Below are 21,688 nucleotides of genomic sequence, written 5' to 3'. Positions count from 1 at the left end.
TCCCATCCTTCCCCGAGCTCTCAACGTTCGGGGAATGGTGACAGATCAACGGCTGGGGACGCGGCGCGCCCCCGACCCGGCCCCGGCCCGGAAGGGCCCACTCTACCGGGCGGGTATGGCCGGGGTCAGTGCTCCGCCTTCGCCGTGACCAGTTCGGTGAGGACTCCGTGGCAGTCCTTGGGGTGGAGGAAGGTGATCCGGGACCCCATCGAACCCGTCCTGGGCTCGTCGTACAGCACCCTGACCCCCTTCTCGCGGATGTCCGCGGCGTCCGCGTCGACGTCCGCCGTACCGAAGGCGATGTGGTGCACGCCCTCCCCGTTCTTCGCCAGCCACTTGCCCACGGCGGAGTCCTCCCGGGTGGGCTCCAGGAGCTGGAGGTACGAGGCGCCGCCGTCGGACGTACCGTTGATCTTGAGCATGGCCTCGCGTACGCCCTGCTCCTCGTTGACCTCGGTGTGGAAGACCTCGAACCCGTAGGTCGAGCGGTAGAACTCGACGGTCGCGTCAAGGTCGGAACAGGCGATTCCGATGTGGTCGATTCGCGTCAGCATGGGACCAGTGCAGCGCGCTCCCGATGGTTACGCAACGTGCGCGCGATCACACTCGCGGGCGGATGACGGGGCGGGTACCGCTCAGTACATTCAAGTAAACCCTCGTTCACATCTAACCCAAGGGGCTGTGCCTCATGTCAGGAACGACCGGTACCACCTCCGTGATCGTCGCGGGCGCCCGGACGCCCATGGGCCGGCTCCTCGGCTCCCTGAAGACCTTCTCCGGCGCGGACCTCGGCGGCATCGCCATCAAGGCGGCGCTGGACCGGGCCGGCATCGGCGGCGACCAGGTCGAGTACGTGATCATGGGCCAGGTGCTCCAGGCCGGCGCGGGCCAGATCCCCGCCCGCCAGGCCGCGGTCAAGGCCGGCATCCCGATGAACGTCCCCGCGCTCACCGTCAACAAGGTGTGCCTCTCCGGGCTCGACGCCATCGCCCTGGCCGACCAGCTCATCCGCGCCGGCGAGTTCGACGTCGTCGTGGCCGGCGGCCAGGAGTCCATGACGAACGCCCCGCACCTGCTCCCCAAGTCCCGCGAGGGCCACAAGTACGGCGCGATCGAGATGCTCGACTCCATGGCGTACGACGGTCTGACCGACGCCTACGAGAACATCCCGATGGGCGAGTCCACCGAGAAGCACAACGCCCGCCTCGGCCTCGACCGCGCCGCCCAGGACGAGATCGGCGCCCTCTCCCACCAGCGCGCCGCCGCCGCCCAGAAGAACGGCCTGTTCGAGGCCGAGATCACCCCGGTCGAGATCCCGCAGCGCAAGGGCGACCCGGTCCTCTTCGCCAAGGACGAGGGCATCCGCCCGGAGACCACCGTGGAGTCCCTGGGCAAGCTGCGCCCGGCCTTCGCCAAGGACGGCACGATCACCGCGGGCACCTCCTCGCAGATCTCCGACGGCGCCGCCGCGGTCGTCGTCATGAGCAAGGCCAAGGCCGAGGAGCTGGGCCTGGAGTGGATCGCCGAGATCGGCGCCCACGGCAATGTGGCGGGCCCGGACAACTCGCTCCAGTCGCAGCCGTCCAACGCCATCCGGCACGCCCTGAAGAAGGAGGGCATCGGCGTCGAGGACCTGGACCTCATCGAGATCAACGAGGCGTTCGCGGCCGTCGCCGTCCAGTCGATGAAGGACCTCGGCGTCACCTCGGACAAGGTCAACGTCAACGGCGGCGCCATCGCGCTCGGCCACCCCATCGGCATGTCCGGCGCCCGCGTGGTGCTGCACCTGGCGCTGGAGCTCAAGCGGCGCGGCGGCGGCACCGGTGCGGCGGCGCTGTGCGGCGGCGGCGGCCAGGGCGACGCGCTGATCCTGCGCGTGCCGGGCAAGTAGAGCGGTACGGGAACGAGCGGCGAGCGGAACGGAGCGGTGATGGTGGACGTCCCCACCCTGGTGGAGCAGGCCCGCGCGGGCGGACCCCGGGCGGTGGCCCGGCTCATCTCCCTGGTGGAGGGTGCCTCGCCGCAACTGCGCGAGGTGATGGCGGCCCTGGCGCCGCTGGCGGGCAGCGCGTACGTGGTCGGCCTGACCGGTTCGCCCGGCGTCGGCAAGTCCACGTCGACGTCGGCGCTCGTCTCCGCGTACCGGAAGCAGGGCAAGCGGGTCGCGGTGCTCGCCGTCGACCCGTCCTCGCCGTTCTCCGGCGGGGCGCTGCTCGGTGACCGCGTCAGGATGTCGGACCACGCGTCCGACCCGGGCGTCTACATCCGCTCCATGGCGACCCGCGGCCACCTCGGCGGCCTCGCCTGGGCGGCCCCGCAGGCGATCCGGGTGCTGGACGCGTCGGGCTTCGACGTGATCCTGGTGGAGACGGTGGGCGTCGGCCAGTCCGAGGTGGAGATCGCCTCGCAGGCCGACACCTCGGTCGTCCTCCTCGCCCCCGGCATGGGCGACGGCATCCAGGCCGCGAAGGCGGGGATCCTGGAGATCGGCGACGTCTACGTGGTGAACAAGGCGGACCGGGACGGCGCCGACGCCACCGCCCGCGAGCTCAACCACATGCTGGGCCTCGGGGAGTCCCGGGGCCCCGGCGACTGGCGGCCGCCGATCGTGAAGACGGTCGCCGCCCGGGGCGAGGGCGTGGACGAGGTGGTCGAGGCCCTGGAGAAGCACCGGGCCTGGATGGAGGAGCGCGGTGTCCTCGGCGAACGCCGGGCGGCCCGCGCCGCCCGCGAGGTCGAGACGATCGCGGTCACCCGCCTCCGCGAACGCATCGGCTCCCTGCACGGCGACCGCCGCCTGGACGCCCTGGCCGAGCGCATCGTGGCGGGCCGCCTCGACCCGTACGCGGCGGCGGACGAACTGGTGGCGGGGCTGACGGGCGAGGGCTGACGGCCTCCCGGGCGCGGCGTGCGGGCCGCGTCCGGGAGCCCCGTAGGCGCCTCAACTCCCGCGCCCCCGTGGCAGGATGGCCGCCGGTCATGCGTGCGAGGGGGGAACTGCCACATGCTCGGTCCGCTCAGGGACGACTCGCCCAGGGCCATCGGCCCGTACACGATCCGGGCCCGGCTGGGCGCGGGAGGCATGGGGGAGGTGTTCCTCGGTGACCGGGGCGGTTCCGCCGCGCCCGTCGCCGTCAAGACCGTCCGGCGCGACGTGGCGCAGTACCCGGGCTTCCGGGACCGCTTCCGCCGTGAGATCGCTGTCGCCCGGTCCGTCACCGGCGCCCACCTCGCCCCGCTGCTCGACGGGGACGCCGAGGCGGACGTGCCCTGGCTCGCCACCGCGTACGTGGCCGGGCCGACGCTCTCCGCCGCCGTGCGCGGGGCGGGCGCGCTGGACGAGGCCGAGGCGCGGATGCTGGGTGCCGGGCTCGCCCGCGCGCTGGCGGCCGTACACGCGGCGGGGATCGTGCACCGGGACGTGAAGCCGGGCAATGTGATGCTCGCCGCCGACGGGCCCCGCCTCATCGACTTCGGGATCGCCCGGGACACCGGTGCCACCCCGCTCACCACGACCAGCCGGATGGTCGGCAGCCCCGCCTTCATGTCCCCGGAGCACGTCGCGGGCAGCGGACGCGTCGTCCCGGCCTCCGACGTCTTCTGCCTCGCCTCCGTGCTCTGCTTCGCCGCCACCGGGCGCGACCCCTTCGGCGACGGTCCCGTGGCGGCCGTCCTGTACCGCGTCAAATACGTCGAGGCCGACCTCGCGGACGTGCCGGACGGGCTGCGCGCGGTCCTGGAGGACTGCCTCACCGCCGACCCGGCCGCCCGCCCCACCGCCGCCGCCCTCGCCGAACGGCTGACGCCCGGCGCCGCCTCCGGCTGGCCCGCCCCGGTCGGCGCGCAGATCGCGGAGTACGGACGGGAACTGGCCCGGGTCCGCGCGCTGGACGGGCCCCTGCTCCCGGGCTACACGCCCACCGAGGTGGCCGCCGGAAGCCTCGGGGGGCCGCACCGGCCGCCGCCGGGCCCGGACCCCGCCCTGCACCTCGCACCCACCCAGGGCCCCGGCGTCCCCGCACCCGCCCGCCGCCCGAGGCGCGCCCTGGGCGCCGCCCTCGCCGCGCTGATCGTGCTGGGCGCGGCCACCGGCGGGTACCTGGCCTGGCGCGATCGAGGCCCCGCCGCCCCGGCCGAGGGGGGCGGCGCGCAGGCGGCCACCATGACGGCGGGGGTGGGCCGGAACGGGGGCCCGGACGCCTCGGGCACCATTCCCTACGGGCGCGACGTGCGCCCTGCGGGCTGGCAGAAGTCCTGGCAGGGGAAGTTCGCCGAGCCCCCGCTCGGCTGCTCGACCGGGCGGGACGTGCTGGTCTGCCGGCTCGTCGACGGCACGTACGAGGCCCTGTCGGCGGCCGACGGGCACCGGATGTGGACGTTCGACTCGGGTGAGGAGCTGGGCGGCCGGGAGGCGGGCTACGGGCCCAGCGGCGCGTTCTTCATGCCGGCCGGGGCCACCCTGCCCACCGTCCACGACGACTCCGTGGTGCTGGCCGCGGGCGGGCGCCTCCACATGCTGGATGCCCGGACCGGGAAGGGGCGTTGGGAGACCAGGGCGGGCCAGGCGCTTGCCCTGGACAGCGCACCGCTCGTCGTGGACGGCCTGGTCCTCGCCGCCGCCTCCGGAACCGAGGGAGCCGAACTCGCCGGATACGACCGCGCGACGGGCGCCGAGAAGTGGCGCCGGCCCCTGGCGCCGGATGACATCTCCAACGCGCAGAGGCTGAACTTCTGGCCCCTGGCCACCGACGGCAAGGTCGCCTATGCCATGGGCCTGACCGGCCCGGAGGCGTTCCGGCCCGAGGACGGCACCCCGGTGGGCTCGGCCGGCGGCAAGGACGAGAAGTCGGGGAACGCGGTGTGCGGAGAGCTGCGCGTGCGGGGCGCGTCCGCGTTCTGCACGACGTACGTGCACAACGACGACCCGTCGGGCTTCGGCGAGGATCTGGCCGTCCTGCGCCTCACCGCCGGCGGCCTCAAGGCACAGGGGCGGGTGCGGGTGGACACCGCCCTGGTGGCCGGGGCGACGCTGACCGCGCTCGACGACCGGGTGGTCGTGCTGCGCAGGGGCGACGAGTACGCGAAGAGCGTGCCCGACGAGATCGCCGTCGTCGGGCAGGCGGACGGCCGGACCCTCGGCCGCTTTCCGCTGAAGATCCATCCGGAGGAGGGGATGAGCAATCCCGTCTCCGCCCCGCTGATCGTCGCCGACACCCTGGTCTGGGCGGACAGCGCGGCGCTGTACACGGTCGCCCTGCACCCGGACGGCACCCTCGGCCCTCTGCGCAGGACCGCGGTCTCCGGGTCCCCGGGGCCGAGCCGGACCCCTCACTACGACCTCGCCAACGGCATCGAACTGGGCAAGGAGCTGCTTCCTCCCCAGGTGCTGCCGGTCGGCGGGGTCGTGCACATCGTGTACGACGACGGCACCGCGGTCTCCGTACCGCTGCCCGACTGACCCAGGAGAGCGCACAGTGATCCAGCCGCTGCCGGCCGGACGGGACCGGCTGACCGGGCCGTACCAACTGCTCGGGCTGCTCGGCGCGGGCGGCATGGGCGAGGTGTTTCTCGCCCGGTCCGTGGGCGGCCCGCAGACCCTCGTCGCCCTGAAGACGGTCCGCCCCGACCTGGACCTGGACGACGGCTTCCGGGTCCGCTTCCGCCGCGAGATCGCCGCCGCCGAGGCCGTCCGCAGCCCGCACACCGCCGCGCTGGTGGGCGGTGACGCGAGCGCCCGGCTGCCGTGGCTGGCCACCGAGTACGTGCCGGGGCCCTCGCTCGCCGAGGCGGTGATCCGGGGCGGACCGCTCCCCGAACCGGTGGTCCGGGCCCTGGGCGCCGGTCTGGCCCTGGCCCTCGCGGACATGCACGCCGTGCGCGTCCTGCACCGCGACCTGAAGCCGGGCAATGTGCTCCTCGGACCGGACGGCCCCAAGGTCATCGACTTCGGGATCGCCCAGGCGTTCGACGCCACGCAGCTCACCCGTACCGGCGTCGTCGTCGGCAGCCCCGGCTACATCTCGCCCGAGCACGTCAACGGCTCCCGCGCCCTCGTGCCCGCGTCCGACGTGTTCTGCCTGGGCGCGGTGCTGGCGTTCGCGGCGACGGGCCACGGGCCCTTCGACGACTCCGACATGGCCGCAGTGATCTTCCGGATCTCGCGGGGCGAGGCCGAGCTCTCCCGCGTACCGGCCGCCCTGCGCCCGCTGATCGAGGCGTGCCTGCACACCGACCCGGCGGCCAGGCCCGCGCCCGGCGCCCTGGCGGAGCTGCTGCTGCCGGAGCGGCCCGCGCCGGGCGCGTTCCCGTGGACCGACGCGGTACGGGGTCAGCTGGCCGCCCACGCGGCGGCGGCCGACGCCTGCGCACGGGTGGCGGTCGCCGTGCCCCCGGCGTACCCGCCCCGTCACCCGGTCTTCGCCCCGACGCCCGTCGTGCCGGGGCCGGGCGGGAGGCGCGGGACCAAGGCGTGGCGGTCCGGGCTCGCGGCGGCGGCCGCGGCGGTGTGCCTCGCGCTCGGGGCGGTGCTGCTGCCGGGGCTCCTCGACGGGGGCGGCGAGGAGAACACCTCCGGCGCGGCCGGCGGACCGGGGCCGGCCGCGTCCGCCTCGGAGGCGGTCGGCACCCGGGCGGGGGCCGCCCTCTTCCCGGGCGCGGACCCCGGCCGTACCGGCGACTTCGGGACGGCGGCCGCCGACGTCTCCACCCGGCCGAAGGGCTGGAAGGTGTGGCACGCCCGGGTTGCCGACGGCCCGGTGAAGTGCGCTCTCGCGGGTGCGTCCCTGGTGTGCGCCGACGCGCGCCGGATCACCGTGCTGGACGCGGCGGACGGCAAGCGGCGCTGGCGCGGCCCGCAGACGGGGAGCGGGTCCGCCCCGGCCTCGGTGGGAGCCGTCCTCGACACCACCGTCTACGCCTTCGAGGGCGACGCCCTGGTGGCTCGAGCCCTGTCCGACGGCCAGGAGAAATGGCGCGAACCGTTGCCGGACGGTGTCCGGGTCGCCGACTCCGTACAGTCCGGCGACGTCCTCTACTACGCCACGAAGGCCGCCGGTTCCGACACCGGCCGGCTGATCGCCCAGCGGCTGACCGGCGAGCACGGGCGGGTCTGGGACCAGGCGTGGCAGGAGCCGGCGGACGAGGCCGAACTGCTCCTCGCCGATGACCGTCTCGTCGCGGTCGGCGACGCCGTCACCGCACTGAAGACCGCGGACGGCGCCCGGCAGCCGGGTGTTCGAGCAGGGGACCTCACCTGCCGGACCCCTGTCCTGAAGGGGCGGCAACTGCTCTGTTCGGGCTCCGAAGGACTGACGATCGTGGACATGGAGGCCCCGGACCGGCGCCGCACCGCCGCCCCCGGCGTGGACATCGCCTACCGCCCCGCGGTCTCGCGGGACGGCATCGTCGTGGCGAGCAGCAGGAACCAGGTGTACGCGTTCGGCCTGGCCGACGGACAGCTGCGCTGGGTGACGTGCGACTGCAGTGACGGCATGGAGACCGAGGGCATGCCGTTCGTCGTCGCCGACCACGCCGTCGTCGTGGAGGGTTACGGGCCCGGAGCGATCCCCCTGAACGCCGAGGGCACTCCGCGACCCGCGGGCCCCGGGCTGATCAAGAACTGGCCGGGCGAACCGGGTGACCCGCTCGACCCGGCCTCCGTCTCGGTCATCGCCCGGGGCGACGTGCTGTTCATGAGCTTCGAGGACGGTACGGTCCTCTCGGCCTACGCCCCGTGACGGCCTGGCCCTGCCCCCGCGCCATGCAGACCCCGCCGCACCGCTACCGCTGACCCCGCAAATGCTCCGCCACGGGCGTCAACGCCGCCCGCAACTCCGCCAGCGCCTCCGGAGAGAGCAGATCCACGAAGTGGCGGCGCACGGACGCCACATGGTGCGGTGCCACCCGCCGCATCGTCTCCGCCCCGTCGTCCGTCAGCACGGCGTACAACCCGCGCCGGTCCGACTCGCAGTTCTCCCGCCGAACCAGCCCCGCGCTCTCCATGCGCGTGATCTGGTGCGAGAGCCGGCTCTTGGACTGCAGGGTGGCGCCCGCGAGGTCGCTCATCCGCATCCGGCGGTCGTCCGACTCCGAGAGGTTGACGAGGATCTCGTAGTCGTTCATGGTCAGGCCGAACGGCTGGAGGTCCTTCTCCAGCTGGTGGGTCAGCAGTCTGCTGACGTCCAGGTGGGTGCGCCAGGTGCACTGCTCGGCATCGCTCAGCCAGCGGGTGGCCGTCTCGGTCTCCATGTATGGATTCTACCTAAGAAGTTGAAAGCCGGACGAAGTCTGGGGGTGTGACACCCGGCACCGCGCACGCGGGCCGCGCCGGGCGCAGGCGTTCGATGTCACACTCCGCAGACTACCGTTCACAAACCGAAGCGACGCTGGAGGTCCCCCAGCTGACCGGGCGCGCGGGGTGTCTGCCCCGGTCCGGCGCCGCCACCCGGCACCCCCGCCTGATGCGGCACCGCCCCCGTCGGCTGTTCGCCCATCAGCGCCTCGGAGGACTGGAGCAGCACCGTACCGGCGCCGACGAACTCGAACTGGTGCTCCTCGCCCGAGGCGCCGCCGATCCCGGTCAACCCGCGCAGGCCGCCGAGGAAACCGGTCATGTAGCCGTGGTCGTAGTGGTGGCAGGGGGAAGGGCAGTCCGCCCAGCCGACCAGTGCCTGCGGGTCCACCCGCAGCGGGGGCTCCATGAAGACCACCGGGCCGTTGGACGCGGCGACGAACTTGCCCGTGCCGATCAGCGTCAGGAACCCGGGCACGATCGACTGCTTCAGCGCCAGCGACGGCTGGTACGCGAGCAGGTTGCCGGACCGGATGGTCAGGTTCCCGTCGTCCAGGTCGTAGGAGTTCACATCGAACGCCCGGTCCGCGAGCAGCATCTTGCCGCTGCCCTCGGCCACCACCCAGTCGCTCGCGTGCAGCGGGGAGTGGAAGCTCGACCGGACCAGCCGCTCGAAGCGGCCGTGCCCGATGCCGTCGAAGTTGATCTGTCCGTAGTAGGCGATCATCTTGCCCTTCTGGAGGAACCACTGGCTCCCCTTGAGCTCCACGCAGAAGGTGTACGCGTTGACGTTGTCGTCCGCCGGCAGCGTCATCGGGTCGAAGACCACGGGCCCGTTCACAGCTTCTCCTCCGACGCCTGGACGTACACCGCACCGCTGCCGCTCAGCTCCAGCTGGAAACCCTCGCCCGAGCCGCGGCCCACCATCTCGCGCCAGCCGAGCGCGGTGGAGAGCTTGTTGCGCACGTCGCCGTGGTGGGCGACGTACGCCTGGGGATCGACGTGCACGTCGCGGCCCGGCGCGATCGGCAGCTCGATCACCCCGCCGTGCGCCATCACGGCCACCGCCCCGTGCCCCTGGAGCGTCGTGGTGAACAGGCCCTGCCCGGTCACCTGACCGCGCACCATGCCCATCACGCCGCCCTGCGAGCCCATGAACATCGTGCCCTGCTGGAGCGTGCCGTCGAAGGCGAGCAGCCGGTCCGCCTCCACGTAGAGGGTGTCCCCGGAGAGGTTGATCACGTGGATGTGGTGCCCGCCGTGGCCGAACATCACCGTGCCGTTGCCCTCGACCGTCATCAGCGGGGTCGCCTCGTTCGCCAGGCGGCGGCCGATCATCGACATCATCCCGCCCTGGCCGCCCTGGATGTTCGGTGTGAACGCCACCTCGCCCCGGTACGCCAGCATCGCCCCGCGCTGGCTGAACATCTTCTGGCCGGGGACCACCGTCGCCTCGACCATCTTCGAGTTGATCTCACGGAACGGCATCAGACGTTCCCCCCGATCGTGTTCCGCTCGCTGGGCTGCACGTAGACCAGTCCGTCGCCCTCGAACCGGATCTGGAAGGACTCGCCGGAGCCCTCGCCGATCAGCGTCCGGAAGTTCACCCCGGACTGGAAGTTCTGCTGGAGGTTGCCCTGGTGGGCGATGTACGCGCCCGGGTCCACGAACAGCGGGTACTGGGGGGAGACCCGCAGCACCACGGCCGTGCCGTCCGACATGATCGCCGCCTGCCCGGTCCCCTCCACGGTGGTGGTGAACAGGCCGTTGCCCGTCGCCCCGCCGCGCAGGCCGGTGAACGTGGTGCCGGTGCGCAGCCCCGCGTCGGTGCAGAGCAGATTGCTCGCCTCGACGTACAGCTTGTCGCCGTGCAGCGTGACGAGGTTGATCTCGCTCGCCCGGTCCGCGAAGTAGCAGGTGCCCTGCCCGGTCACCTGCATGACCGCCATCGACTCACCGGTCAGCCTGCGGGTCACCATCCCGCGCAGTCCCTCACCGCCGCCCGTCATCTTCTTGAACGTCATCTGGCCCTCGTACGCGACCATCGAGCCGTTCTTCGCCTTGACGGCATCGCCTGCCAGATCGACGGCGAGCGTCTTGTTTCCCTCAAGCCGGAACATTGCCACCCGGCGAAAATAGCCGCAGCCGCCACCGCCGGAACAGGGGCAGTCGGGCCATCGGGCCCCCGTGACCGCCTCTGATACGCATCCGGTACGGGACCAGGACACGACGAGGACGTACGCCCCGCGGAACACCGGGCGGGGACGGCGGGACCCGCCGCCGGAGGCCCCCGCCCGCGATGTCACAATGGATGCCGCTTGTGCGTGCGTTCACAAGCCGTCACGCCCCTCCCACCGAAGGTGCCCCCGTGGACATCAAGACCGCTACCGCCCTGCACCGGCTGCGCCTCATCTCGATTCCCGAGGCGCTGTCCTTCCCGGCGCTGATCATCTTCGGCTCGGTGCTGAGCCGGGTCTCCGACATCGACTTCCTGATGATGCCGCTGGGCATGCTGCACGGGGTGCTCTTCGTGATCTACGTCGTGCTGCTGCTCGACGTGTGGGCGAAGACCAAGTGGCCGCTGAAGCGCGTCGCGTTCTTCTTCCTGCTGTGCGTGCTGCCGTTCGGCGGTCTGTACGGGGACAAGGTGCTCAAGCGCTACGAGGCGGACAGCGTCATCGCCGCCCGGGCCCGCCGCGAAGGCACGGTCAGCGCATGATCGTCGCCTTCTCCGTCAGCCCGCTCGGGGTCGGCGAGGACGTCGGCGAGTACGTCGCCGACGCCGTCCGGGTCGTCCGCGAGTCGGGGCTGCCGAACCGCACCGACGCGATGTTCACGTCCGTCGAAGGGGAGTGGGACGAGGTCATGGACGTGGTGAAGCGCGCCGTGGCCGCCGTCGAGGCACGGGCGGGCCGGGTCTCCCTGGTCCTGAAGGCGGACATCCGCCCCGGCGTCACCGACGGCCTGACCTCCAAGGTCGAGACGGTCGAGCGCTACCTCGCGGAGTGACCCCGCGCCTCCGACGAGCCCCTGCCGGTCCCGGCGGGGGCTTCCGTCATTCCGGCACGGCGAGGGCGATCCCCAGCGGCGTCCGCTCGTACAGCACCTGGTGCCCGTAGCGCCGCGAGGTCAGCAGCCCCGCCGCCCGCAGCACCGACAGGTGCTCCGACACCGAGGACGGCGCCAGGCCCAGCCGGTGGGCGAGCGCGCTCGTCCCCGCGGGCTCGTCCAGCGCGCACAGCACGTCCGCCCGCGCCCGCCCGAGCAGCCGCGCCAGCGCCTCGGGGGTGCTCGCGCCCGGCTCCGTCCACAGGCCCCCGATGCCGCGCGCCGGATAGACGACGGCCGGGAGCCAGGGGTCCTCGAAGCCGCCGACCGTGGCCGGCCAGACGAACACGGACGGCATCAGCACCAGCCCCTGGCCGCCCAGCACCCGGGAGTGCCGGCTCTTCGTGTCGGTGATGGTCAGCGTCGAACCCGACCAGCTCAGCCGGGGGCTCAGCTCACCGAGCAGCCGCTCGAAGCCGACCGCCGCCAGCCGTCGCGAGTGGTACGCCACATCCGCCTCCAGGAGCGCGCGCAGCCGGGGCCAGTGCGGCGCGACCAGCACCTCCCAGGCCCGCTCCAGCAGGTCCGCCAGCTCCCGCAGGGTCCGCGCCGGATCGGCCAGCAACGCCTGCCCGGCGGGCGAGCCCAGCGCCCCCGGCCGGCCCCGGAGCGAGGCCGTGATGTCCTGGCGGACCAGCTCCGGAGCGACCGCCCGCACCGCCGCGATCTCCTCCTCGAAGGAGGCCAGTGGCCCCACGGGCGGCGGCGAGAAGAAGTCCGGACAGTGCCCGCCGTCCGGCATCAGCAGCCACAGCCGCCCGAGTTCGAGCCCGGCCGCCGCGTCCCGGATCCGGCGCAGCCACGGCAGGTGGTAGCCCTGCTGCTCCGGCCGCGCCAGCACCCGTACGGCGGCCTGCGTCTCCCAGAGCGGGGAGACGGCGAAACGGCAGCGCAGCAGGTCGCTCCCGTCGAAATGCAGCTGCGAGGACATCGGCGCACCCCGGGAAGATTCGGCTGGGGCCGAAAGTCTACGGCCCGGGTGCCCCGGTCCCGCAGGCTGCGCCCATGCCGAGAGACACCACCGATCCCCGGGCGGACCACCACACCCCCGACAGTCCGGACCCCGCCACCGCCGGACCGGCCCCTCTCCCGGCCCCGGCCCCGGAGCGCGCCGGCCCCCCTGACCCGAGCGGGCCGGCCGCGCCCCGGGGCTACCGCGCGGTCTTCGCCGTACGCGAGTTCCGGGCGGTCTTCGCCGCACATCTGCTCTCGCTCCTCGGCGTCATCGTCAGCGAGCTGGCGCTCACCGTCCTCGTCTACGACCTCACCTCCTCGCCCCTGCTCAGCGCCCTGACCTTCGCGCTCGGCATGCTGCCGTACCTCGTCGGCGGCACCCTGCTCGGCGGGATCGCCGACCGGTTCCCCGCCCGCCGGGTCCTGGTCACCTGCGACCTGGTCTGCGCGGTCTGCGTCGCCGTGATGGTGCTGCCGGGCACCCCGGTCGCCGGGCTGCTGGCGCTGCGCTGCCTGGTCGCCGCCGTCTCGCCGGTCTTCACCGGGGCGCGGATGGCCGCGCTCACCGACATCCTCGGCGAGGGCGAGCTGTTCGTGCTGGGGCGCTCGCTGCTGCGGATCGTCTCGCAGGGGTCGCTGCTCGCCGGATTCGGCGTCGGCGGGGTCCTGCTGACCGTGGTCTCGCCGCGCGGTGCGATCACGATCACCGTCGGCACCTTCCTCTGCTCGGCGGCGCTGCTGCGCCTCGGCACCCGTGACCGGCCCGCCCGCGCCCGCGAAGGAGGCGGCTCCGGTCTGCTGGGGGAGTCCCTGTCCGGCGCCCGGCTGATCCTCGGCCACCGCCGCCTCCGGGCGCTGCTGCTGCTGTTCTGGCTGCCCCCGCTGTTCGTCGTCGCCCCCGAGGCGGTCGCCGCGCCGTACGCGGACGAGATCGGCGTCGGCCCGGCCGCGCTCGGGCTGCTGATGTGCGCCATGCCCGTCGGCCACATCGCCTCCGAGCTGTACGCGGGCACCGCGCTGCGCCCGCGCACCCGGGAGCGGATCGTGCTGCCGCTGGCCGCCGCCGGACTGCTGCCCCTCGCGGTGTACGCGCTGACGCCGGGCGTCGCCGCGGCGGCCGTCGCGCTGGTGGTCACCGGGGCCTCGTCCGCGTACGTCATCGGACTCGACCAGTGGTTCGTCGCGGAAGTCCCCGAGGAGCTGCGCGGACGGGCCATGACGCTGCTCACCGCCGGACTCATGACGCTCCAGGGCGTCGGGATGGCGCTCACCGGGCTGGCCGCCGAGTTCTTCCCGGTCCACCTGGTGGTCGCCGGGGCGGCCGTCCTCGGCACGCTCTGCCTGCTCGCGCTCGTCGCCGAGGTCCGCAGAACCGCACCCGGGACCGAAGTGCGAGACGGGGAGGACCGGCAAGTTCCCCATGGGTAAGGTCGTGGCCGTGCCGAAGCCGCTCAGCCTTCCCTTCGATCCCATCGCCCGCGCCGACGAGCTCTGGCAGCAGCGCTGGGGCCCGGTCCCGTCCATGGGGGCGATCACCTCGATCATGCGGGCGCAGCAGATCCTGCTCGCCGAGGTCGACGCCGTCGTCAAGCCGTACGGACTGACCTTCGCGCGGTACGAGGCGCTGGTGCTGCTCACCTTCTCCAAGGCGGGCGAGCTGCCGATGTCCAAGATCGGCGAGCGGCTGATGGTCCACCCGACGTCCGTGACGAACACGGTGGACCGGCTGGTGCGCTCCGGCCTGGTCGACAAGCGCCCCAACCCGAACGACGGGCGGGGCACGCTGGCCTCCATCACGGACAAGGGCCGCGAGGTCGTGGAATCGGCCACCCGGGACCTGGTCGCGATGGAGTTCGGGCTCGGGGTGTACGACGCCGAGGAGTGCGCCGAGATCTTCGCGCTGCTGCGGCCCCTGCGCATCGCCGCGCAGGACTTCGAGGAGATCTGAGAGGCGCGGTTCCGGTGCCCGGCCCGCTGCAAGATCGCCCCGGACGTCCGGTTACGCTCGTTGGCATGAAACGCAGTGTGCTGACCCGATACCGGGTGATGGCTTACGTCACCGCCGTCATGTTGCTGATCCTCTGCGTGTGCATGATCTTCAAATACGGCTTCGACAAGGGTGAGGGCCTGACGCTCGTCGTCTCCCAGATCCACGGCGTGCTGTACATCATCTACCTGATCTTCGCCTTCGACCTGGGCTCCAAGGCGAAGTGGCCCATGGGCAAGCTGCTCTGGGTGCTCATCTCGGGCACGATCCCGACGGCTGCGTTCTTCGTGGAGCGCAAGGTCGTCCGCGAGGTCGAGCCGCTGGTCGCCGACGCGGCGCCCGCGGCACCCGCGGGCGTCTGACCTCGCCGAACCGCCCCGCGCGAAGCGCCGGGCGGTTTGTCATCGACATTTACTAGGACGTCCTAGTAAATTGATACGCATGGACGCTGACGCGATCGAGGAAGGCCGCCGCCGCTGGCAGGCCCGTTACGACAAGGCCCGCAAGCGTGACGCGGACTTCACCACGCTGTCCGGGGACCAGGTGGAGCCGGTGTACGGCCCCCGCCCCGGAGACGCGTACGAGGGCTTCGAGCGGATCGGCTGGCCCGGCGAGTACCCCTTCACCCGGGGGCTCCACCCGACCGGCTACCGGGGCCGCACCTGGACCATCCGCCAGTTCGCCGGCTTCGGCAACGCCGAGCAGACGAACGAGCGCTACAAGATGATCCTGGCCGCGGGCGGCGGCGGGCTCAGCGTGGCCTTCGACATGCCGACGCTGATGGGCCGCGACTCCGACGACCCCCGCGCGCTCGGCGAGGTCGGCCACTGCGGCGTCGCCATCGACTCCGCCGCGGACATGGAGGTCCTGTTCAAGGACATCCCGCTCGGTGACGTCACGACGTCGATGACGATCAGCGGTCCGGCCGTCCCGGTCTTCTGCATGTACCTGGTCGCCGCCGAACGCCAGGGCGTCGACCCGGCCGTCCTCAACGGCACGCTCCAGACCGACATCTTCAAGGAGTACATCGCGCAGAAGGAGTGGCTCTTCCAGCCCGAGCCCCATCTGCGCCTCATCGGCGACCTGATGGAGCACTGCGCGAGCTCCATCCCCGCGTACAAGCCGCTCTCCGTCTCCGGCTACCACATCCGCGAGGCCGGGGCGACGGCCGCGCAGGAGCTGGCGTACACCCTCGCCGACGGCTTCGGCTACGTGGAGCTCGGCCTCTCCCGCGGCCTCGACGTCGACACCTTCGCGCCCGGCCTGTCCTTCTTCTTCGACGCGCACCTCGACTTCTTCGAGGAGATCGCCAAGTTCCGCGCCGCCCGCCGCATCTGGGCCCGCTGGATGAAGGAGACGTACGGCGCGAAGACCGACAAGGCCCAGTGGCTCCGCTTCCACACCCAGACCGCCGGGGTCTCGCTCACCGCGCAGCAGCCCTACAACAACGTCGTACGCACGGCCGTCGAGGCCCTGTCCGCCGTCCTCGGCGGCACCAACTCGCTGCACACCAACGCCCTCGACGAGACCCTGGCGCTCCCCTCCGAGCAGGCCGCCGAGATCGCGCTGCGCACCCAGCAGGTACTGATGGAGGAGACCGGCGTCGCCAACGTGGCCGACCCGCTGGGCGGTTCCTGGTACGTGGAGCAGCTCACCGACCGCATCGAGGCCGACGCCGAGAAGATCTTCGAGCAGATCAAGGAGCGCGGCACCCGCGCCCACCCCGACGGGCAGCACCCGGTCGGCCCGATGACCTCCGGCATCCTGCGCGGCATCGAGGACGGCTGGTTCACCGGCGAGATCGCGGAGTCCGCGTTCCGCTACCAGCAGGCCCTGGAGAAGGGCGACAAGAAGGTCGTCGGCGTCAACACGGCGCACGGCTCGGTCACCGGGGACCTGGAGATCCTGCGCGTCAGCCACGAGGTGGAGCGCGAGCAGGTGCGCGTCCTGGCGGACCGCAAGCAGGGCCGCGACGACGCCCGGGTCAGGAGCGCCCTCGACGCGATGCTGGCCGCCGCCCGCGACGGCTCCAACATGATCGCGCCGATGCTCGACGCGGTCCGAGCGGAGGCGACCCTCGGCGAGATCTGCGGCGTCCTGCGCGACGAGTGGGGCGTCTACACGGAGCCCGCGGGCTTCTGACGCACCGGCTGACCGGCGGCGGCGCCCAGGCCCGCCAGCAGCAGCAGCGTGAAGCGCCGGGCCCAGTCGGCATCGACGGGCTCGGCGCTCACCAGGGTCCGGTGCACCACCGCACCGGCGATCACATCGAAGATCAGGTCCGCCGTCAGGTCCGCCGTGGCCTCGTCCGGCTCGACGGGCAGCTCGCCGCGCTCCTGCGCCCGCCGCCGCCCCTGGAGCACGAGCCGCTTCTGCCGGTTCACGATCGAGTCGCGGATGCGGGCCCGCAGCGCCTCGTCCCGCGTCGACTCGGCGACCACCGCCATCAGCGCGGTCCGGGTCTCCGGCCGGTCGAGCAGCGCCGCGAACTGGAGCACGACCGCCTCCACATCGGCGGCGAGGCTGCCCAGGTCCGGCATCTCCAGCTCGTCGAAGAGCACCGCGACCGCGTCCACGACCAGCTCGTTCTTGCCCGCCCAGCGCCGGTACAGGGTCGTCTTGGCGACCCCTGCGCGCGTCGCCACATCACCCATGGTCAGCTTCGACCAGCCGAGGTCCACGAGCGAGGCTCTGGTCGCCTCCAGGATCGCCTCGTCGGCCTCGGTGCTGCGCGGGCGTCCCGATCGTGCGGGTTTGGGGTGGGGGCGGCTGAGCATGCCGAGACCATACCCGCCAGTAGGTAAATCCGACCGACCCCGGAAGCCGTGAGACAGATCACCGGACACTCTTGTGCGTGAGGGGGCGTGGCCAGTTACGCTACGGGTCGTAGCGTAAGGCGACGGTCCGGACCGTCGCGCCCGCCACGAACGAACGACAGCCACAGGCGCCGGGTGGGGACCGGGCGCCGAACCGGGTCCTTCAGGGGCCCCCGGGCCGTGTCTGTCCGTCCACCCCGCACACCGGCGGGGGGCCGCGGACGGGCGCGGTTCACGTATCGCTTTCCGGAACGGCGCACCGAAGGGGGAGGATGTACGCATGCAGCCCAGAAACATGTCCATGAGCGGCGTCGTCGACCTCGCCGCGGTGAAGGCGGCCGGAGAGGCCAAGGCGAAGGCGGAGCAGGCGCGCGCCGAGTCCGCGCGTCAGGGCGGCCCCGCGGCCGTCCCCGCGTCCTCCCTCGTGATCGACGTCAACGAGGCGGGCTTCGAGAACGACGTCCTCCAGCGCTCCGCCGAAGTGCCCGTCGTCATCGACTTCTGGGCCGAGTGGTGCGAGCCGTGCAAGCAGCTGGGCCCGCTCCTGGAGCGCCTGGCCCATGAGTACAACGGCCGCTTCCTGCTGGCCAAGGTCGACGTCGACGCCAACCAGATGCTGATGCAGCAGTTCGGCATCCAGGGCATTCCGGCGGTCTTCGCGGTCGTCGCCGGACAGGCGCTGCCCCTCTTCCAGGGCGCGGCCCCCGAGGCCCAGATCCGGCAGACCCTCGACCAGCTGATCCAGGTCGGCGAGGAGCGCTTCGGCCTGACCGGCATCGCGGTCGACCCGTCGGAGGCCGGTGAGCCGCAGGCGGCCGCCCCGGCGCCGCCCGGCCCGTACGACTCCCTGCTCGAGGCGGCCGCCCGGGCGCTGGACGCCAATGACTTCGCGGGCGCCGTCCAGGCGTACAAGAACGTGCTGGCCGACGACCCGGCCAACACCGAGGCGAAGCTGGGCCTCGCCCAGGCCGAGCTGCTGGGCCGGGTCCAGGCGACGGATCCGCAGAAGGTGCGCACCGAGGCGGCGGAGAAGCCGGCCGACGCGGACGCGCAGATGGCGGCGGCCGACCTCGACCTCGTCGGCGGCCATGTCGAGGACGCCTTCGGGCGGCTCGTGGAGACCGTGCGCCGCACGTTCGGCGAGGACCGCGACCGGGTCCGGCTGCGGCTGCTCGACCTCTTCGAGGTGATCGGCCCGGAGGACCCGAGGGTCGGTGCGGCGCGGACCGCGCTCGCGCGCGTCCTGTTCTGATCCGGTCTGTCCGATCCGATTGTTCTGAACTGACAACACGGCCGCGGCGGCCCTCGGGCGCCGCGGCCGTTTTCGCGATCAGGCGATAAGAGTGGGCCCCGCTTTACCAAATCTTGATAAAAGCACGGCCTGTTACTCGCAGTAAATCGATCTTTGGGATCTGTCCCGTTTCGCTCACCCTTCCTCCTTTTCGTCCGTCGGCTCGGGACAACCCTGTGTGGCCGCTTGGTGCCAGCAGGTCGTGGCCCGGTTATGGGGGCGTTACCAGCGAGTAACGAACCCCCTTGTGTCCAGGCCGGGAATGGACCACGATCGGCCACGCTCGGTCCAATAACGCCAGTCCGGCTGCCAGCCGGGAGCGGCGGCTCCGTTGGGTCCCCACCGGGCGGGCCGGCGGCAGTGGCGCCGGCTCCGGACAGGGGGGTTCCTGCCGGTCGGCAGGGCCTGTCCGATCAGGTCGCGCACACGCGCGGCCAGTGGTTGTCGCTCGGGGGTGATCGCCGGTGAAGCGGACGCGGTACAGCCTCCGTTCGCGGGCGCTCTCCTTTCCGAGGACGTAGCACTTCTCCCATCCCAGGTCGGGCAGGATGCCTGACCGGAGATGTACGTCCGAGAAGGAGGAAAAGTATGAGTTCCCAGGTTCGCGGTGGCACGAGATGGAAGCGTTTCGCTGTCGTCATGGTGCCCAGCGTCATAGCCACCGCCGCCGTCGGCGTCGGTCTGGCCCAGGGCGCGCTCGCCGCGTCCTTCAGCGTGTCGGGCCAGGAGTTCAAGGTCACGGCGCAGGAGCTGAACGGCGAGGGCTTCGTCCAGTACGGCAGCATCGCGACCGAGGACGGCGCCGACCCGACGAAGGACAACGGCAAGGCGCACGCCGTGGCCGTCTCCGGGTTCCGTCACGCCACCATCACCAACATGTGCCAGTCGGTTGTCACGCCCAACCTGCCGTTCGGGCTGGGCAGCATCACGCTCAGGCTCAAGGCGGGCGACCCGAAGGACACCGACAAGAAGGTCGACGCCACCGGGCTCTACCTCGATGTCTCGGAGCTCAAGGGTGACGCCGAGTTCGGCAACATCGACATCGGTGTGCGCACGGGCGACCTGAAGAACCCGGGCGTCCAGCCCGACGCCGGGAAGTACGTCAACCCGAATGGGTTCGCGCAGCGGGCGGACACCGCCAAGCTGACGGGTGTCCAGCAGCGGGCGTGGGCCACCACGGCAGGAACGTTCAAGCTGCCGGGTCTGCACCTGTCGCTGTCCAAGGGCGTCAACGAGTGCTACTAGGGCACTCGCCCGGGCGGCCGGGGCTGTGCGTTTCCCCGGCCGCCCACCCTTCTCCTTCTCACAGCAGTACCGGTTCCCAGGGAGCTGTTTTCCATGAGCCCCGAATCCCAAGGGCAGAACGAGCACTACCTCTCCGTCGCCCGGCGAGGCTTCCGCACCTGGCGGGGTGACCGGCCGTTCTGGGCCGGACTGTTCACCATGCTGGGCGGCGTGCCCATCATGTACTTCCCGTACGCGAACATGCACCTCGGCAACGTGACGCTGGCGATGTCCACCACGGCCGGTGCCGGTTCGCTGATCATCGGTGTCCTGCTCGTCACGCTGGGCCTGACGATGTGGTTCCACAGCATCGTCCGCGTGTTCGCCGGTGTCGCGGCGATTCTGCTGGCCCTCATCTCCATACCCGTCGCCAACATCGGCGGCTTCCTCATCGGCTTCATCCTCGCCCTGCTCGGCGGCGCGCTCTCCGTGTCCTGGGCCCCGGGCGTACCCGCGGCGGAGGCGGAACCCGCTCCCGCCGAGGAGGCCCCGGAGACCGTCTCGTTCGCGAAGGACGAGCCGCTTCCCGAGGGCGCGCTGCACGGCGCGGGCATCCCCGAGCAGCAGGCCCCGTACGACACCACGGCCGAGACCGAGGGCGGGAGGCACCGTGCGGGGTGACGAGGAGCAGATGAACGGCGCGGACGAGAACGGGACCCGGGAACGCAGGGGCCCCCGCCACGCCGCCCCCAGGAAGTCGCTGCTGACGAAGCTCCACATGCCCGCGGGCAAGAAGGCGTTCGCGCTCGCCGCGATGCCGACGGCGGTCTTCGTCGGGATGGGCCTCACGCCCCGGCTCGCGATGGCCGACGACTCGACGGACATTCCCTTCGCGCCCGGCCCCTGCGTCACGCGCTCGGACGAGCCGAGCGAGTCGGCGGAGCCGACGCCCTCCGCGTCGAAGACACCGTCCCCCTCCACGAGCGAGAGCGCGAAGCCGACGCCGGGGACGACCGGCGAGACGACCCCGAAGCCCACGGCCACGGGCTCGGCGGACGACTCCGCGAAGAGCACCGACACCGCGCAGAAGAGCACCGACGCCGCACCGGCCGAGACCCCGGCCGCCACGCCGTCGCCCACGAAGACGACCAACCCGCTCGACCCGCTGGGCCTCGGCGACGCGCTCAAGGACCTCTTCGACGGCGACAAGGACAAGGAGACGGCGAGCCCGTCCCCGAGCCCCACCACGGCGTCCCCGAAGCCGTCCGCGTCCGCTTCCGAGGACACGAAGGACGAGACCCCGGCGAAGCAGACCACCGACGCGGCCAAGGACACGGTCGACAAGACCACCGAGGCCATCCGGGACGCGGCCGGCAAGGCTGGCCGGACGGTCGAGGAGCTGGACGAGGACGTCAAGGGCACCGACGCCAAGAAGGACGAGGACATCCCGGACGGCGCCAAGGAGCCGTTCCCGTGCCCGACCGCGGACCCGGAGGCCCTGGCCAACGCGAAGCTGGAGCCGGGCATCCCCAACCTGCCCACCGACCCGTGGATCCTGGAGAGCTCGCTGCTCACCCTGAACGGGCTCGACTACAAGGGCATCGTGGAGGTGCGCACGGGCGACGGCGCCACCAAGAAGGTGCTGAAGTTCACCGCGTCCTCGATCGACATCAAGGACCTGCACCAGCTGACGACCGGCCCGATACCGGGCACCACGGGCCACGTGCAGGCGCGGAAGGGATCCACCTCCACCATCCGCAACGGCACGGTGACGATGTACACGGAGGAGCTGAAGGGCAACCTCTTCGGCCTCATCCCGATCACCTTCAGCCCGGAGACCCCGCCTCCGCTGAACGTCCCGTTCGCCTTCTTCACCAAGGTGAAGGTCACCCAGGCCGGCCAGTTCGGCGGCACCCTGACCGTCCCGGGACTGCACAACTACTTCACCAAGGACGGCGCCTGACGCCGCTCGGTAGCATGGCGTCGGCCCGCCGCCCCACGGGGCGCGGGCCGTCGCC

Annotated in this window: 21 protein-coding genes; 14 read left to right on the top strand and 7 right to left on the bottom strand. The window is 72.2% G+C overall.

All coding sequences use genetic code 11. The features are described 5' to 3' along the window. Positions 1 to 125: 125 nt before the first annotated feature. On the bottom strand, positions 126 to 554 hold the full coding sequence (gene mce / locus ACZ6C6_RS10475; protein ID WP_469201194.1) for a methylmalonyl-CoA epimerase: 429 nt from the start codon (positions 552 to 554) through the stop codon (positions 126 to 128). Positions 555 to 688: 134 nt separating this feature from the next. On the opposite strand from mce, the gene ACZ6C6_RS10470 reads away from it, so the two are divergent. From ACZ6C6_RS10470 to ACZ6C6_RS10455, 4 genes are all read left to right on the top strand, one after another. After that, the gene (locus ACZ6C6_RS10470) at positions 689 to 1,891 is read left to right on the top strand and encodes an acetyl-CoA C-acetyltransferase (protein ID WP_469201192.1); all 1,203 of its coding nucleotides are present in this window, start codon (positions 689 to 691) and stop codon (positions 1,889 to 1,891) included. Positions 1,892 to 1,930: 39 nt separating this feature from the next. Beyond that, positions 1,931 to 2,890, top strand: coding sequence for a methylmalonyl Co-A mutase-associated GTPase MeaB (gene meaB, locus ACZ6C6_RS10465; protein ID WP_365680636.1), 960 nt, complete (start codon positions 1,931 to 1,933; stop codon positions 2,888 to 2,890). 114 nt (positions 2,891 to 3,004) lie between these two features. After that, a complete protein-coding gene (locus tag ACZ6C6_RS10460; protein ID WP_469201189.1) occupies positions 3,005 to 5,458 on the top strand; it encodes a protein kinase domain-containing protein in 2,454 nt (817 codons plus the stop codon). 16 nt (positions 5,459 to 5,474) lie between these two features. Continuing rightward, on the top strand, positions 5,475 to 7,736 hold the full coding sequence (locus ACZ6C6_RS10455; protein ID WP_469201187.1) for a protein kinase domain-containing protein: 2,262 nt from the start codon (positions 5,475 to 5,477) through the stop codon (positions 7,734 to 7,736). A 43-nt stretch (positions 7,737 to 7,779) separates the two neighbouring features. On the opposite strand, the gene ACZ6C6_RS10450 is transcribed toward ACZ6C6_RS10455, so the two are convergent. The 4 genes from ACZ6C6_RS10450 to ACZ6C6_RS10435 form a co-directional block, all read right to left on the bottom strand. Continuing rightward, positions 7,780 to 8,247 carry a MarR family winged helix-turn-helix transcriptional regulator gene (locus ACZ6C6_RS10450; protein ID WP_469201185.1) on the bottom strand — a complete coding sequence of 156 codons (468 nt, stop codon included), beginning with the start codon at positions 8,245 to 8,247 and terminating at the stop codon, positions 7,780 to 7,782. Between the two features lie 119 nt (positions 8,248 to 8,366). Beyond that, complete coding sequence (locus ACZ6C6_RS10445; protein ID WP_469201183.1) at positions 8,367 to 9,131, bottom strand: AIM24 family protein; 765 nt, start codon at positions 9,129 to 9,131, stop codon at positions 8,367 to 8,369. Then, positions 9,128 to 9,778 carry an AIM24 family protein gene (locus ACZ6C6_RS10440; protein ID WP_469201181.1) on the bottom strand — a complete coding sequence of 217 codons (651 nt, stop codon included), beginning with the start codon at positions 9,776 to 9,778 and terminating at the stop codon, positions 9,128 to 9,130. Before ACZ6C6_RS10440 ends, ACZ6C6_RS10445 begins: the two co-directional genes overlap by 4 nt. Continuing rightward, positions 9,778 to 10,410 (bottom strand): AIM24 family protein, encoded by a 633-nt coding sequence (locus tag ACZ6C6_RS10435; RefSeq protein WP_450822289.1) that lies wholly within the window; start codon positions 10,408 to 10,410, stop codon positions 9,778 to 9,780. The genes ACZ6C6_RS10440 and ACZ6C6_RS10435 overlap by 1 nt, the downstream gene beginning before the upstream one ends. A gap of 248 nt (positions 10,411 to 10,658) precedes the next feature. On the opposite strand from ACZ6C6_RS10435, the gene ACZ6C6_RS10430 reads away from it, so the two are divergent. Beyond that, complete coding sequence (locus tag ACZ6C6_RS10430) at positions 10,659 to 11,009, top strand: DUF3817 domain-containing protein (protein WP_469201179.1); 351 nt, start codon at positions 10,659 to 10,661, stop codon at positions 11,007 to 11,009. After that, positions 11,006 to 11,299 carry an MTH1187 family thiamine-binding protein gene (locus ACZ6C6_RS10425; RefSeq protein WP_143619700.1) on the top strand — a complete coding sequence of 98 codons (294 nt, stop codon included), beginning with the start codon at positions 11,006 to 11,008 and terminating at the stop codon, positions 11,297 to 11,299. The genes ACZ6C6_RS10430 and ACZ6C6_RS10425 overlap by 4 nt, the downstream gene beginning before the upstream one ends. Positions 11,300 to 11,345: 46 nt before the next feature. On the opposite strand, the gene ACZ6C6_RS10420 is transcribed toward ACZ6C6_RS10425, so the two are convergent. Further along, positions 11,346 to 12,329: an ArsR/SmtB family transcription factor gene (locus ACZ6C6_RS10420; RefSeq protein ID WP_469201177.1), complete on the bottom strand. Its 984-nt coding sequence runs from the start codon at positions 12,327 to 12,329 to the stop codon at positions 11,346 to 11,348. Between the two features lie 74 nt (positions 12,330 to 12,403). Between ACZ6C6_RS10420 and ACZ6C6_RS10415 the strand changes: the two genes are divergently transcribed. From ACZ6C6_RS10415 to ACZ6C6_RS10400, 4 genes are all read left to right on the top strand, one after another. Then, the gene (locus ACZ6C6_RS10415) at positions 12,404 to 13,780 is read left to right on the top strand and encodes an MFS transporter (RefSeq protein WP_469201175.1); all 1,377 of its coding nucleotides are present in this window, start codon (positions 12,404 to 12,406) and stop codon (positions 13,778 to 13,780) included. A gap of 10 nt (positions 13,781 to 13,790) precedes the next feature. Beyond that, on the top strand, positions 13,791 to 14,300 hold the full coding sequence (locus ACZ6C6_RS10410; RefSeq protein WP_026171455.1) for a MarR family winged helix-turn-helix transcriptional regulator: 510 nt from the start codon (positions 13,791 to 13,793) through the stop codon (positions 14,298 to 14,300). 65 nt (positions 14,301 to 14,365) lie between these two features. Continuing rightward, complete coding sequence (locus ACZ6C6_RS10405) at positions 14,366 to 14,701, top strand: DUF3817 domain-containing protein (protein WP_469201173.1); 336 nt, start codon at positions 14,366 to 14,368, stop codon at positions 14,699 to 14,701. Positions 14,702 to 14,780: 79 nt separating this feature from the next. Further along, complete coding sequence (locus ACZ6C6_RS10400) at positions 14,781 to 16,481, top strand: acyl-CoA mutase large subunit family protein (protein WP_469201171.1); 1,701 nt, start codon at positions 14,781 to 14,783, stop codon at positions 16,479 to 16,481. On the opposite strand, the gene ACZ6C6_RS10395 is transcribed toward ACZ6C6_RS10400, so the two are convergent. Next, positions 16,457 to 17,116, bottom strand: coding sequence for a TetR/AcrR family transcriptional regulator (locus tag ACZ6C6_RS10395; RefSeq protein WP_073963883.1), 660 nt, complete (start codon positions 17,114 to 17,116; stop codon positions 16,457 to 16,459). The two genes, ACZ6C6_RS10400 and ACZ6C6_RS10395, sit on opposite strands and share 25 nt — an antisense overlap. 319 nt (positions 17,117 to 17,435) lie before the next feature. Between ACZ6C6_RS10395 and ACZ6C6_RS10390 the strand changes: the two genes are divergently transcribed. From ACZ6C6_RS10390 to ACZ6C6_RS10375, 4 genes are all read left to right on the top strand, one after another. Next, positions 17,436 to 18,407 carry a tetratricopeptide repeat protein gene (locus ACZ6C6_RS10390; RefSeq protein ID WP_469201169.1) on the top strand — a complete coding sequence of 324 codons (972 nt, stop codon included), beginning with the start codon at positions 17,436 to 17,438 and terminating at the stop codon, positions 18,405 to 18,407. Positions 18,408 to 19,085: 678 nt separating this feature from the next. Next, entirely contained in the window at positions 19,086 to 19,691 is a 606-nt protein-coding gene (locus ACZ6C6_RS10385; RefSeq protein ID WP_469201835.1) for a DUF6230 family protein, read from the top strand. 93 nt (positions 19,692 to 19,784) lie between these two features. Further along, positions 19,785 to 20,351, top strand: a complete 567-nt coding sequence (locus ACZ6C6_RS10380) for a DUF6114 domain-containing protein (RefSeq protein ID WP_469201167.1) — start codon at positions 19,785 to 19,787, stop codon at positions 20,349 to 20,351. Then, a complete protein-coding gene (locus tag ACZ6C6_RS10375) occupies positions 20,341 to 21,633 on the top strand; it encodes a hypothetical protein (RefSeq protein ID WP_469201165.1) in 1,293 nt (430 codons plus the stop codon). Before ACZ6C6_RS10380 ends, ACZ6C6_RS10375 begins: the two co-directional genes overlap by 11 nt. The last annotated feature ends 55 nt before the right edge of the window (positions 21,634 to 21,688 follow it).

The organism is Streptomyces sp. NPDC041814 (assembly GCF_055590565.1).
The sequence above is the reverse complement of the archived record's forward strand: the minus strand, read 5'-3'. Positions and strand labels throughout refer to the sequence as shown.

Bases quoted from the DNA above. Each gene is read 5' to 3' on its own strand.
- ACZ6C6_RS10385 (WP_469201835.1), top strand. From the start codon at position 19,086: ATGGTGCCCAGCGTCATAGCCACCGCCGCCGTCGGCGTCGGTCTGGCC.
- ACZ6C6_RS10440 (WP_469201181.1), bottom strand. From the start codon at position 9,778: ATGCCGTTCCGTGAGATCAACTCGAAGATGGTCGAGGCGACGGTGGTC.
- ACZ6C6_RS10420 (WP_469201177.1), bottom strand. From the start codon at position 12,329: ATGTCCTCGCAGCTGCATTTCGACGGGAGCGACCTGCTGCGCTGCCGT.
- ACZ6C6_RS10380 (WP_469201167.1), top strand. From the start codon at position 19,785: ATGAGCCCCGAATCCCAAGGGCAGAACGAGCACTACCTCTCCGTCGCC.
- ACZ6C6_RS10470 (WP_469201192.1), top strand. From the start codon at position 689: ATGTCAGGAACGACCGGTACCACCTCCGTGATCGTCGCGGGCGCCCGG.
- ACZ6C6_RS10460 (WP_469201189.1), top strand. From the start codon at position 3,005: ATGCTCGGTCCGCTCAGGGACGACTCGCCCAGGGCCATCGGCCCGTAC.
- ACZ6C6_RS10400 (WP_469201171.1), top strand. From the start codon at position 14,781: ATGGACGCTGACGCGATCGAGGAAGGCCGCCGCCGCTGGCAGGCCCGT.
- ACZ6C6_RS10450 (WP_469201185.1), bottom strand. From the start codon at position 8,247: ATGGAGACCGAGACGGCCACCCGCTGGCTGAGCGATGCCGAGCAGTGC.
- ACZ6C6_RS10395 (WP_073963883.1), bottom strand. From the start codon at position 17,116: ATGCTCAGCCGCCCCCACCCCAAACCCGCACGATCGGGACGCCCGCGC.
- ACZ6C6_RS10425 (WP_143619700.1), top strand. From the start codon at position 11,006: ATGATCGTCGCCTTCTCCGTCAGCCCGCTCGGGGTCGGCGAGGACGTC.
- ACZ6C6_RS10415 (WP_469201175.1), top strand. From the start codon at position 12,404: ATGCCGAGAGACACCACCGATCCCCGGGCGGACCACCACACCCCCGAC.
- mce (WP_469201194.1), bottom strand. From the start codon at position 554: ATGCTGACGCGAATCGACCACATCGGAATCGCCTGTTCCGACCTTGAC.
- ACZ6C6_RS10390 (WP_469201169.1), top strand. From the start codon at position 17,436: ATGCAGCCCAGAAACATGTCCATGAGCGGCGTCGTCGACCTCGCCGCG.
- ACZ6C6_RS10435 (WP_450822289.1), bottom strand. From the start codon at position 10,410: ATGTTCCGGCTTGAGGGAAACAAGACGCTCGCCGTCGATCTGGCAGGC.
- meaB (WP_365680636.1), top strand. From the start codon at position 1,931: ATGGTGGACGTCCCCACCCTGGTGGAGCAGGCCCGCGCGGGCGGACCC.
- ACZ6C6_RS10405 (WP_469201173.1), top strand. From the start codon at position 14,366: ATGAAACGCAGTGTGCTGACCCGATACCGGGTGATGGCTTACGTCACC.